The following is an 11,908-nucleotide window of genomic DNA, read 5'->3' as shown; positions in this document are numbered from 1 at the left end:
GCCCTCAAACCCGAGATTCCTCCTTTGCACGGAATGACAAAGCCATAAACCACCGGTCTTGGGTTTGCCCTTGTTTGTCATCCTGAGCGGAGCGATCGCCTAGCATCCCCGGAGGGGGAGGATCTGCTCTTGGTTCTGGATTTCTCAAAACCGAGATCCCTCCCCTCCGGGGACGCGATCGGCCATAAACCCGGCCTTCGGGATGACAATCCTTCCTGAAAAACAAAAGGGGTGGTTTCAGTAAAACGGCTGCTAAGCAAACACCCCAGAAACACGGTCAAAGCACTCGTTTCTGCAAGCATCTCCGTATCGACCCCTACCCCCCGAAGGATTCTCCGGCCTTCTCCGGGGCGGCCTGCGGCTTCGAAAAAAAAGAACAGCCCGGACCCTTTCGAGTCCGGGCTGTTCTTCGGTGCGATTGCAGGAACCGCTACTTCTTTGCCTCCTCGGCCGACTTCAGAAGTTCTTCTACAACTGCGTCGCCGACATTCTTGCGGATCAGCTTTTCCGTTTCCGCCGCGGCTTTTTTGAGTTCGGCCTGGAGAGCGGGATCAGGATCGACGATGGTCATGCCTGTTCCCTTGAGGGAGGTCAGCATGGCGTCATTCTTTGCCTTTGCGAGGTCGAAGAGATAATCTGCAGCTTCTTTCATGCTTTCGTTGATTATAGCCTTGTATTCAGCGGGCATGCCCTCGTAGATGCCCTTATTGATGTTGATGCTGAGTATGAACGCAATGTGGTGGGTATTGATGAGAAATTTCTGGACCTCGTAAAATTTGCTGGACCAGATGATTTCGTACGGGTTTTCCTGGGCATCCACTGTTCCCTGCTGAAGGGCGACATACAGTTCCGCGAAGCTCAGCGGAGTCGGGTTGGCCCCGAGAGCTTTCCAGAAGGCCATGTGGTATTCGTTTTCCATGGTGCGGATCTTGAGGCCGGCGAAATCGGCAACGGTATTAATGGGCCTGCTGGTCGTTGTTTCGCGGTAATAGATGGGTTCGAAAAGGAGGAGCTTGAGACCGGCTTTGTCATACCACTCTTCGAGCTTTGCCCTGAACGGACCGGAAAGGGCTTTTCTCGCCACGTCCAGGTTCTCGTACAGCATGGGGATGTCAAAAATGGCGAGTTCAGGAATAAATCCTACCTGGGGAGCTGTCGTCTGGGAAACCATGGCAATGTCGCCCAGCTGGCATCCCTCGAGAATTTCCCGGTCGCCGCCGAGCTGGTTGTCGAGGAAGATCTGCACTTTGATCTTACCGTTGGACTTCGTCTCGATAAGTTCCTTAATCTTTTCTGTAGCCAGAGCCCTCGGGGTTTCCCCGGTGGAAGGATAGGCTCCCGCCAGCTGCAGCGTGAACTCCTGCGCCGCCACCTGACCTGCAAATCCGAACATCACCGACGCAACGAAAGCGACTCCCAAAAACAGAGAAAACAACCTGACCTGCTTCATTACATACCCCTCCTTTTTCATGATTTTCCCCGGTTCTTTTTCAAAATCGCCGGAACAGCTTTTTCCTGTGCAGGCTGGGCCAGTTTTTGTCTTTTTCACCTCCCTTGTGGACGAAGGAAAATGGCTCCGTCCAGGAATGTAAAAACTTCAGCCTCACTTCCCGGTATTACAGGAACAGCAGGCTCATCTGGGGAATGAAGGTTATCAGGAAAAGAGCGAAGATAAAGGCCAGAATGAACGGAATTGCCTTCATGCCGACTTTCATGACCTGTTCCTTTATGAGCGGTGCTGCGACGAACAGGTCGACTCCGAACGGCGGAGTCGCCATGCCGATGGCAAGGTTGACCACCATGATGACTCCCAGGTGGACGGGGTTTATTCCGAGGGCTGTGGCCGAAGCTAGCATCATGGGAGCGAGAATGGCAATTGCCGGTCCCACGTCCATGAACATTCCAAGAACGAGGAGGATTGCATTGAGGCCAAGAAGAAAAATGTACTTGTTCCCAGCGAAATAGCTCAGGATAAAATCCCGCAGTGCAACGGGAGCCTGGAGGAGGGCAAGTACCCTTCCGAAGACAATTGCCAGGGAGAGCAGTACGACGATGGGGGCATAGGATTTGACGGTGTCCGTCAGGACAGCACCCAGTTCTCTGAAGGACAGGCTTTTATAGATGAAAAGGCACACCAGGAGGGCGTAAAAAACGGAGACGGCGGCAGCCTCGGTAGGGGTCACGATACCGCTGTAGATCCCGCCGAGAATGATCACAGGCGCAAGGAGCGCCCAGAAGCTCTCTTTGAAAAGAGCCAGAATTCCTCCCGACCGGAGAGCTTTCACTTTCTCGGCGATTTTTCGTCTGTCCTCGCCGTGCACCTTGGCGTAGAAAAATGCGTATCCCATAAGGCTCAGGCCGATGACGAGCCCCGGGATGATGCCTGCAATAAAGAGACTACCGATGGACACCCCGGTGACAACACCGTAGGTGACGAAGGGAATGCTCGGAGGGATGATGACCCCGAGGCTGCCCGCCGTGGCCACCAGCGCGGCGCTGTAAACCTTGTCATACCCGAGAGAGACCAAAAAGGGTATTGCCATGCCGCCCACAGCTGCTGTAGTGGCTACGCCTGACCCGGAAATCGCGCCGTAAAAGAGGCAGGTTACGATGGCCGTCATGGGTATTCCCGCGGGGAAATTTCCTATAAAAAAGGCGAAGAAATTAAAGAGTTTGTCAGAAATCTTGCCCTTGGTCATGATGTTTCCTGAGAGGATGAAAAGAGGAATGGCCAGCATAGGCGTGCTGTCGAGGGCGCTTACGATATTCCGTACGACATACGCCAGCGAAGCGGGAAAACCGGGGGTCGTGAGGCCAGGAAAGATCGTTGCAAATCCAAGGGCAACCGCAATGGGGATTCCGAGGGCAAGACCGCCGAGCAGGATAAGGAACAGAGTCAAAACCATTTTCAGGCCCCCTTCTTCCGGATCGATACGCCCAGGTCCTGTCCCGTTTTCTGGATGGACCTCACCGTTGCCAGGAAAAAGCCCGCGATGGCCGCAAAATAAATCCAACCCAGGGGGATTTTCAGGGCAGGGCTGGTCTGTCCTGTCAGAACGACTCTTTTGACCGCCGGGATCGAGCTGATAAAAAGATAACCGAAGAAAAGAGTGACAGAAAGGTTGATCAGCGTGATCAGGAGATGCTTCAAACCGGCGGGCAGGGCTTCAACAAGGGTGTCGACCTTGAGAATGCTGTTTTCCTTGATAGTGTATCCGATGCTCACGAGGGCTGACCATACGAAAGCGTACCGGGAAGCCTCTTCCGCCCATGACAGCGATGCGTTGAAGACATAGCGCATGATGACCTGGAGCATCATGACGACGGCAATGACAACGAGCAGACCGCTCAGGATATACTCTTCGAAGTGTTCATCCAGCCATCTCAGTATCTTCAATACCTTCACCTCCGGACTGGTTTCCAGGGCCTGCGCATGCAGGAGCGTCTTTCCCTCTCCTGCATGCGCAGGTTCTTCATTTATTCGCCAGGTGCTCCAGCATTGTTTTCGTCATGACTTCCACGTCGGGTTCCTGCCCTCCGGTCCATTTGCGGAAGGCTTCCACTCCCTGCCAGATGGTCATCCAGTACCCGTACAGGATGCGGGAGCCTCTTTCTTCCGCCTGCCGCAGCAGCAGAGTGTCGTGGGGGACATACACGAGATCGCAGACCATGTGTTCCGTTCCGAGAAGAGATGTGTCGAAGGGGGTGGAGTCCGTATTCGGAGCCATGCCCAGGGGAGTGGAGTTGATTACCAGTTCGTTTTCTTTCAGGAGTCCGGCGATGTCGGCGGGGTCGGTGGACTGGATCCTGCAGACGCCGGCACGGTAGGCATTGAGATCGCTGGCGAGTTTTCCGAGTTTTTCGTCTCCTGATGCTCTTTTCCAGAGAGCTATGCTGCCGATGCCGGCTTCGGCGAGGGCGAAGGCCACTCCACGGGCAGCGCCGCCGGCGCCGAAAATGATGCACTGTTTGCCTGCCGGATCGTAACCACCCTGCTCTTTCAGACCCCTGACAAAGCCCACGCCGTCCGTGTTCGATCCGCACAGTCTGCCGTTCTTCCAGTAGATCGTGTTTACGGCGTTGCAGAGGGATGCGATTTCGTCAAGCTCGTCAAGGTATTCGATGATTTTTTGCTTCAGAGGCATGGTGACGTTGAGTCCCTTGAACCGCAAGGCTTCCAGTGCGGGAATGACCGTTCCGACGGTGGCTTCGGTAACCTCGTAGGGGGTGTAGACTGCATTCATTCCGAGGGCCTGGAAATTCGCGTTATGCATGGCTGGAGAGAGTGATTTTCTGACGGGGTTTCCTAGAAGTCCGAAAAACTCTGTATCCGCCCAAAAGGTCTTTTCTTTCAGCATGAAAGGCACGCTCCTTTTTTCTTCGGCCGATTTGGATTTTCTGGTCCTTCTTGTCCTTTGCTGCGGCGCTTCCTGGTCCGGGTCCGATCCGCTGATTCGAAAAAAGTTCCGGCCCGGGGCCATTTTTTCTGCTGTGCGGTAATCCTTACCATTAAGCGGGTTTTGTCTATACATATCAGACCCGTCGCTTCATGTCAAGCATCAATCTGGCGGAGCCGGTGCGGATGTCCCGGTTTCCGGGGGCCGGAGGGCTTGGGAACGGGGGATCGGGAAGTCAGTCTTTTTCTTCAGCAGAAAACCCCAGCAGAAGGTGTGGATTCTCCGCAAGGATGCTCCCGGCTCCTGCGGCGGCGAGAAAAGGAAGCAGCCTGGCACCTTTCGCCGTGGATTCCGCTGCCGCTCCTATTTCCATCCAGTCCGGGGCTGCACACCGTAGCAGGGCCACTTCCTTTATGGTCGGGAAACCGAAAACGCCCGTTCCCCCGATGACACGGTCAGCCCGGGCCATCTCCGCCGCCCGGACGGCTGTTATGATCTCCTCTTCGTTCAGCAGCGGCGTCTCCACGTAAAAAGAAAGGACGGCTCCTTCGGCTGCCTCCCGGATTTTTTGCATTTCAGCACGAAGTCCGGCCTTGTCTCCGGCCGCCAGCCTGTAGACCGGCAGGACTACATTGATGTCCGCGTTTATCACCGATCGGGCGGACATGGTCTCCAGCACTTTTGTCTCCTGGATACAGGTTCCGAGAGGAAAGGCAACGGCCGTGGATACCCTGACTGGCGTAGAAGCAAGAAGGGAGACGGCATGGGAAGCCCAGGGAAGGGGGAGGCAGATGCAGCGATAGCCGCACCTGACAGCCTCTTCGCACATCTCCCGAATTTCCTCGCCGGAGAGCAGGGGGCGCAGCCTGGTCCATTCGATCTTTCCCGCCAGGTCAGCCTCCGGCGGCAGATCTGCCAGCCCCGCTTCGGCGAGAGCCGCCTGCCGTCCTGCCTTCCGTGAGAGAAGCTCGATGTCGGTCGCCATTAAGGCCCGTCAGTCCTCTGAGCGGAGGCAGTCGCATATGTCCTCGTTCTTTCCCGCTCCGGGTCCTATACGGACCGATTCAACGGAGAGCTCTCCCGTTCTCTGAAGGAAAAGAAGAAGGGAGAGCAGGGAAGACGGCGAAATGCCTATGGTCCCGGCTGCCTCGGAAAGGGAAAAATCCTTTCCCGGCACAGCCATGCGCTTGACCTCCCGGGCGACAAGGGAGAGCCACTGACGGAAAAGATCCTGGATTTCGGGAACGGTGGAGGAGGACAACTGGGATGTCCTGGTGACGGATTCCACAAGCCGCGCCGTTACGAGTCCTTCAGAGTCCAGAAGCTTTTTCATCTCTTCAAAAAGGTCATGTTCGTTCATGCCGTCGCTTCCTTTCAGTCAATGGGATACGTTTCCTCCCCGAAAGGGGAAATGGTACAATACAGGGCAAAAGCACGGGGATTCGTACCAGTATTGTATCTCAGTCTTCCTCCCGGGAACAGCAAAAAGGGAGGTCCGGAGGAGAATGAACGGAAGACTCGGCGTCATTTCCGACACTCACGGTCATGAAGAAGCCTGGCGGAACGCCCTCGTTCAGTGGGGGCAAGCAGATGGCGTATTCCACTGCGGAGACGTGCTTGGGGAAATCGCCACCGGGCTGGAGGAGATGATTCGGAACGCTCCCTTTCCTGTTATAATCTCACGGGGAAACTGCGACCGCCCAGGCGACGAAGCTCTTCTCGGCTGGCCGGTCCTGGCCCCATACGCTACCGCCTGGTGGAATTCAAAGCTCATCCTGGCGGGGCACGGGGCCCCCTTTCAGCCCCTGAGAGAGCTTGGTCTCCGCTGCAGGGCGGACCTTGTGATTTACGGACACACTCACGTATCGTCCATTGTCCGGGAGGAGGGGACCATCTTCCTCAACCCCGGATCGGCTGCCCTTCCCAAGGGACGGGACCCGGCAAGCGCTGCCGTTCTGGACCGCTCCGGCATCCGGATCTTCGTCCTTGAAAACGGGGAGACTCTGCACCATGAACCATGGATTTAATCGGCTCTTTTCACTCAGAAACACCGGGAGGTTAAACGGATGCAAACGCTGAAAAACGACGGCAATCTGCAGCAGAAAGACCTGGAAAGCAGGGGAAGGGAGCATATCACCCTGGTGTTCTCCCTCCGGGACGAGGCCTTCGGCCTCGACGTGAACTACGTCCGGGAGATCGTTCGGGTTCCTCCCTTCATCACCAGGGTTCCCAATTCTCCCGGATACATCCGCGGGGTCATAAACCTCCGGGGGTCCATCGTCCCCGTTTTCGACATGGAACTGAAAATCGGCATGGTGCAGAAAGAGCTCACCGACGAGGCCCGTATCGTGGTCGTGTCGTGGAACGAAATCCTCTTCGGCATCATCGTCGATTCCGTCCGCGAAGTGTGCACCATTTACGACGCCCAGATAGAATCCGCAGCCCAGATCAACACGTCCATGGACCGGAAGTACATTCTCGGCGTGGCCAAGCATGAGGACGGTCGCCTCATCGTTCTTCTCGATCTCGCCGTTCTCTTCGAGATCGACTCCATTCTCGATGAAGAGGCCTCCGGAAGCTGACGATCCTGGATGATCCTTATCGACCTTCATCTCCACAGCACCTTCTCTGACGGATCACTGACCCCGGAACAGCTTGCCGCCCAGGGAAAAAACAGGGGAATTTCGGTAATGAGCCTCACCGACCACGACACCACGGCGGGGCTCCCTTCTTTTATGGCCGCCTGTTCCCGCCTCAACGTCAGGGCCGTAGCGGGAGTGGAGCTTTCCGCCGATTATCCCTCCACCATGCATATCCTCGGATACAGGTTTGATTACACCCATCCCCGTCTCGCGGAGACCCTGGAATCGGTACGGAAAGCCCGGGACTGGAGAAACGAGGAGATGTGCCGGAACCTCCGCAAGCTCGGCTTCGACATCACCCTTGAGGAGGTGGAGGCGGAAGCAGCGGGAGATGTGGTGGCCCGTCCTCACATGGCAAAGGTCATGGTGAGGAAGGGATATGTTCAGGACGTGGGGGCTGCCTTTTCCAGGTACCTCGGCAATTCCGGGCCCGCATACGCCCACCGGGAGCGTCTTTCTCCGGAAGACTGCATTTCCCTCATCCGCGAGGCAGGCGGAGTAGCGGTTTTGGCCCATCCGGTCCAGACTGCCGAGAGCTACGCTGAAATCCGCCTTATCGCCGGAAAGCTGAAGGAATGGGGGCTCTGGGGCCTGGAATGCATTTCTGCAAAACATACTGCCGAACAGATTTTCCAGTACCTCTCCATTGCTTCCGGGCTGGGGCTTTTCCCCACGGCGGGAAGCGACTATCACGGAAGCGCCGTCCTGTCGTCGGCCATAGGTATCCCCGTTCCTGAGGACCTGCTCCCCTGGGCACGCCTGGGCGTCACTTTGTAGAATTCCGCCGAAAAGATTTGGAATTTGCAGGAGAAAAAGCGATTTCCGGAGTGAATTGCCCTCCAGAAATCGCTTTTTTGATGTTATCATATCCTGATGAAACAAACCCACATCGTATTTCTAGGAGGAATTTGCCATGTTTCCCATAGATCTGAAGAGCGATACCGTTACCCGTCCCTCGAAAGCCATGCGCCAGGCCATGTGCGAGGCAGAAGTGGGGGATGACGTTTACTGCGAAGACCCCACGGTAAACCGCCTTCAGGAAAAGGCGGCGGCCATGACCGGCAAAGAAGATGCCCTGTTCCTTCCCTCCGGCACCATGGGCAACCTGGTGGCGGTGCTCACCCACTGCGGGCGGGGCGAAGGAGCCATCCTCGGCATCAACAGCCACATCTACTATTACGAGGGAGGCGGCCTCGCCGCCCTTGGAGGAGTGGTCCCTCTCACCGCCGACGATTCCTCGGGCCTGATCCCTCCCTCCGAGATCGAGCGAAACTGCCGTCCCGTCAATGTTCACTTCGCCCCCGCGAAGCTGCTCTGCGTGGAAAATACCCACAACAAGTGCGGAGGGCTGGCCCTTTCACCGGCCCAGATGAAGGAGACCACCGACACTGCCAGGAACAACGGTCTCGCGGTCCATATCGACGGAGCCCGGATCTTTAACGCGGCGGCGGCATGGGGATGTGACGTTAGCGAATATACCGCCCTGGTGGACTCCATCCAGTTCTGCCTCTCCAAGGGGCTCTGCGCCCCCATCGGCAGCATGCTCTGCGGAAGCTCAGACTTCATCGGCAGAGCCAGGCACTGGAGGAAAAAGGTCGGCGGAGGGCTCCGGCAGGCAGGCATCATCGCCGCCGCCGGGCTCTATGCCCTTGAAAACAATGTCGCCCGTCTCGCCGAAGACCACGGGAACGCGGCCATGCTCGCCTCCATGCTCACCGCAGGAGGTCTGGAAGTGGAGAAGAATCCTATGCCCACCAACATGGTGTATTTCCATGTTCCGGAAAAGGCGGGGCGTGACCTTCATGAACGCTGTGCCGCAAGGGGTGTCCTGTTCAACGGCGCCGCCGGAGGCCGGATCAGGCTCGTAACCCATATCGACGTGACCCGGGATCAGGCTGCCAGGGCGGCGGAGATCATCCTGGAGGAGGTTTCCGCTTCGTGATGAAGGTCCCCTCCCGAGACGCCGTTGAAGAGGCCTCCGCGTTCCTGGTCGGCGAAGCTCTCTCCAGAGGAGCCGCAGGAGCGGATGTGGTCTATAGCTTTGGACAGGGCAGCTCGCTCTCTCTTCGTGACGGAGTTCCGGAAAAAAACACATCGGGCGCCTCTCTCGGCATCGGGCTGAGAACCCTGGACAAGGACGGGCGGCAGGGGGTTGCCCATGTGAACTCTCTGGACAGGCATCACCTCGAGGAACTGGTGGAATGGAGCCTGAACAACTGTTCTTCCTCCGAACCGGACCCCCACCTCAGGCTTGCCCGGGGAGTCGCCGGACCCTTCCCCGACCTGGATCTTTTCGACAGGTCGCTTCCGGAAGTCACCCCGGAATACCGAATGTCCGTATGCAGGGAAATGTGGGAAATCGCCAGGGATGCCGACCCCAGAGTGATATCCGTACGGAGCGCATCATGGGGCGAGGGAAGCGGGGAGCATCACTACAGGTCCTCCGAGGGAGCCTCCGGCTGGTACTCCGGAACCAGCGCGGGATGCGGCGTAACTGTGGTCCTCTCCGAGGGCGGACTCATGGAAATGGGAGGGTTCGGGGACGACAGCCGCTTTCTCTCCGGGCTGAATCCCCGGAAGACGGCCGCCGAAGCAGTACGGCGCACCGCCCTGGTTCTCGGCGGAAAACCCCTTCCCACGGGACGGTACGACCTCGTTCTCGACGGAGAAGCGGCGGCTTCCCTGGTCGACGTTCTCGGGGAACTCTTCCTTGCGTCCAGCATTCACAAGAACAAGTCCTTCCTCAGGGGAAAACTGGGAAAAAAAGTCGCCTCGCCCGCCCTTTCCCTGGTGGACGACGGACTCCTCCGGCGGGGCATGGGGTCCTCTCCCTTCGACGGGGAAGGGGTTCCGTGCACAACGACCCGCCTTCTTTCGGATGGAGTTGTCTCAGCATGGCTTTATAATCTCAAGTACGCCCTTCTCGACGGCGTGCCGTCCACGGGAAACGCGAGCCGTTCCATCTCCGGCACTCCGGACGTGGACTGCTCCAATCTGTCCCTTCTTCCGGGACAGTGGACGCCGGAGGACCTTCTCCTCCAGGTGGGAAGCGGCATTTTTGTCGCCGAGTTTCTGGGGCTCCATACCATCAATCCCGTAAGCGGGGAGTTTTCCCTCGGAATCAAGGGCGCTTCGATTTCGGGAGGCGTACTGGGAGGTGCAGTTTCAGGTATGACCATTGCCGGAAACCTCAAGGATATCCTGAACACAATTGACCTCGTCGGCAACGATTTTCAGTTTTACGGGAGTACCGGGGCCTGTTCCCTGGTGGTGCGGGACGTTGCGGCAGCGGGTTCTTAGCTTCGCGGCGGCTTTTCTCGCCCTTCTCGTCCTGACCGTTTTCCCCGCAGCGGGAGCCGACGTGATGGACCTTTACTCCGGTGCCTCAAGGGCAGGACAAGTGGGATCGGAAAAAAGAGGTCCCAATATTATGGTTTCCGCCAGGGATATGGCCGGGGTGCTCGGTCTGGAGACCTCCGAAAAGGGGGATACGCTCATTGTAACCGCGGACCGGAGCAAGCTCCAGCTCGTTGCCGGCGCGGCGGCGGCATGGCTTGATGCCGAGCTTGTTCCCCTGGCTGCTTCCACAGTCCAGGACGGGAAGGAATGGCTCGTCGAAAGCCGTTCAGCCCTTAAACTCTTCAATGGACTTCTTGCCCGTTCGGGAAAACAGGGAAATCTTCGCTGGGAGGGTTCACCCCGGGCGGGAATTCCTTCTCCTTCCACCCCCAAACCCCAGGCGCCGGCAGTCCAGATTCCCGCCTCCCAACCATCCCCCGCCGGGAGCCCCGTGCTCTCCGCTCTACGGTGGGGCAGTGACGACGACAAGATCAGGGCGGTCCTGGACTACGAAGGCCCGAATGCACCGGAAATACAGCAGAGCGGAGGTTCGGTGAAAGTCTCCTTTCTCCTCGGAAAGTCCGGAGTGCCTGATCTCACCTCTCCCCACGGCGAAGTGAGGGTGTCCTCGGTCAACTTCGGAGACCGGGTGGTCCTTGAATTTTCTTCCGCCCTTCCCGTGAAGGAGATCATTCCCCTGGAAGGCCCTCCGCGAATCGTCATAGACTTCGCCAGGACCGGAGCTGCCGCTTCCGTGAAAGTCCCGCAGCCTTCGAAAACGCCTCCCGCCGCCAAACCGCCGGCAGACCCGGCGCCGGTCCGGGACCCGAATCGGAAATCCGGCCCCAAAATAGTCGTCATCGATCCCGGCCATGGAGGAAAGGATCCCGGTGCTGTAGCCAACGGCATCCGTGAAAAGGACGTCAACCTCTCCATTTCCATCCTTCTCGCCCAGAAACTGAAAAAGGATGGATTTGACGCCCGGCTCACCAGGGACAAGGATATCTATCTCACCCTCCAGCAGAGGACAGATCTGGCCAACAAGTGGAATGCCGACGTATTCGTCAGCATTCATGCCAATGCCCTTCCTCCAGGGCGCCATGCCACGGGAATGGAAATCTACATTATGGCCCTTCCCACCGACAAGGATGCCATGCAGCTCGCCCTCATCGAAAACAGGGAAATCGCCGAGGGCAGCAACGGAGAGTCTGCGCAGGCTGCGGACAAAAAGACCAGGATGCTGCTCAGCATCCTCGGGAATATGCAGCAGAACGCGAAAATTAACGAAAGCACCGGTTTTGCCGAATATCTCTTCAAAGAAGGTTCAGACGGAGGCATCAAGATGCGCCGGGTTGCCCAGGCCCCTTTCTTCGTCCTTCGGGGGGCCGCCATGCCGGCAGTGCTCATCGAAACAGGATTCCTCACGGAAAAATCCGAGGCCCGGATGCTCGGCGACAAAAAATACCAGGATACGATGGCAGCTTCCCTTGCCAGGGGGATTGCCCAGTATCTTGCAAACAACTGACCCTG

Annotated in this window: 12 protein-coding genes; 6 read left to right on the top strand and 6 right to left on the bottom strand. The window is 57.5% G+C overall.

Translation table 11 applies throughout. From position 1 onward, the window contains the following. Window positions 1-430: 430 nt before the first annotated feature. The 6 genes from C8D99_RS13640 to C8D99_RS13615 form a co-directional block, all read right to left on the bottom strand. On the bottom strand, window positions 431-1,450 hold the full coding sequence (locus C8D99_RS13640; protein ID WP_133959057.1) for a TRAP transporter substrate-binding protein: 1,020 nt from the start codon (window positions 1,448-1,450) through the stop codon (window positions 431-433). A 166-nt stretch (window positions 1,451-1,616) separates the two neighbouring features. After that, entirely contained in the window at window positions 1,617-2,906 is a 1,290-nt protein-coding gene (locus C8D99_RS13635; protein WP_133959056.1) for a TRAP transporter large permease, read from the bottom strand. Between the two features lie 2 nt (window positions 2,907-2,908). Next, window positions 2,909-3,397 carry a TRAP transporter small permease gene (locus C8D99_RS13630; RefSeq protein ID WP_133959055.1) on the bottom strand — a complete coding sequence of 163 codons (489 nt, stop codon included), beginning with the start codon at window positions 3,395-3,397 and terminating at the stop codon, window positions 2,909-2,911. Between the two features lie 76 nt (window positions 3,398-3,473). Beyond that, entirely contained in the window at window positions 3,474-4,358 is an 885-nt protein-coding gene (locus C8D99_RS13625) for a shikimate dehydrogenase (protein ID WP_166670198.1), read from the bottom strand. Window positions 4,359-4,632: 274 nt separating this feature from the next. Then, window positions 4,633-5,382 carry a hypothetical protein gene (locus C8D99_RS13620; protein ID WP_133959053.1) on the bottom strand — a complete coding sequence of 250 codons (750 nt, stop codon included), beginning with the start codon at window positions 5,380-5,382 and terminating at the stop codon, window positions 4,633-4,635. A 9-nt stretch (window positions 5,383-5,391) separates the two neighbouring features. After that, entirely contained in the window at window positions 5,392-5,757 is a 366-nt protein-coding gene (locus C8D99_RS13615; RefSeq protein ID WP_133959052.1) for a hypothetical protein, read from the bottom strand. Window positions 5,758-5,902: 145 nt separating this feature from the next. Between C8D99_RS13615 and C8D99_RS13610 the strand changes: the two genes are divergently transcribed. The 6 genes from C8D99_RS13610 (at window position 5,903) to C8D99_RS13585 (ending at window position 11,903) form a co-directional block, all read left to right on the top strand. Next, on the top strand, window positions 5,903-6,424 hold the full coding sequence (locus C8D99_RS13610) for a YfcE family phosphodiesterase (protein WP_133959051.1): 522 nt from the start codon (window positions 5,903-5,905) through the stop codon (window positions 6,422-6,424). Between the two features lie 39 nt (window positions 6,425-6,463). Next, window positions 6,464-6,979 carry a chemotaxis protein CheW gene (locus tag C8D99_RS13605; protein WP_133959050.1) on the top strand — a complete coding sequence of 172 codons (516 nt, stop codon included), beginning with the start codon at window positions 6,464-6,466 and terminating at the stop codon, window positions 6,977-6,979. A 9-nt stretch (window positions 6,980-6,988) separates the two neighbouring features. Beyond that, window positions 6,989-7,816, top strand: a complete 828-nt coding sequence (locus C8D99_RS13600) for a PHP domain-containing protein (protein WP_133959049.1) — start codon at window positions 6,989-6,991, stop codon at window positions 7,814-7,816. Between the two features lie 136 nt (window positions 7,817-7,952). Next, window positions 7,953-8,981 carry a low-specificity L-threonine aldolase gene (gene ltaE, locus C8D99_RS13595; RefSeq protein WP_133959048.1) on the top strand — a complete coding sequence of 343 codons (1,029 nt, stop codon included), beginning with the start codon at window positions 7,953-7,955 and terminating at the stop codon, window positions 8,979-8,981. Further along, on the top strand, window positions 8,981-10,339 hold the full coding sequence (locus C8D99_RS13590; protein WP_133959060.1) for a TldD/PmbA family protein: 1,359 nt from the start codon (window positions 8,981-8,983) through the stop codon (window positions 10,337-10,339). Before ltaE ends, C8D99_RS13590 begins: the two co-directional genes overlap by 1 nt. Beyond that, window positions 10,320-11,903: an N-acetylmuramoyl-L-alanine amidase family protein gene (locus C8D99_RS13585; protein WP_133959047.1), complete on the top strand. Its 1,584-nt coding sequence runs from the start codon at window positions 10,320-10,322 to the stop codon at window positions 11,901-11,903. The genes C8D99_RS13590 and C8D99_RS13585 overlap by 20 nt, the downstream gene beginning before the upstream one ends. Window positions 11,904-11,908 lie beyond the last annotated feature (5 nt).

The sequence above is a fragment of the Aminivibrio pyruvatiphilus genome, assembly GCF_004366815.1.
Taxonomy (GTDB): Bacteria; Synergistota; Synergistia; order Synergistales; family Aminobacteriaceae; genus Aminivibrio; species Aminivibrio pyruvatiphilus.
The sequence above is the reverse complement of the archived record's forward strand: the minus strand, read 5'-3'. Positions and strand labels throughout refer to the sequence as shown.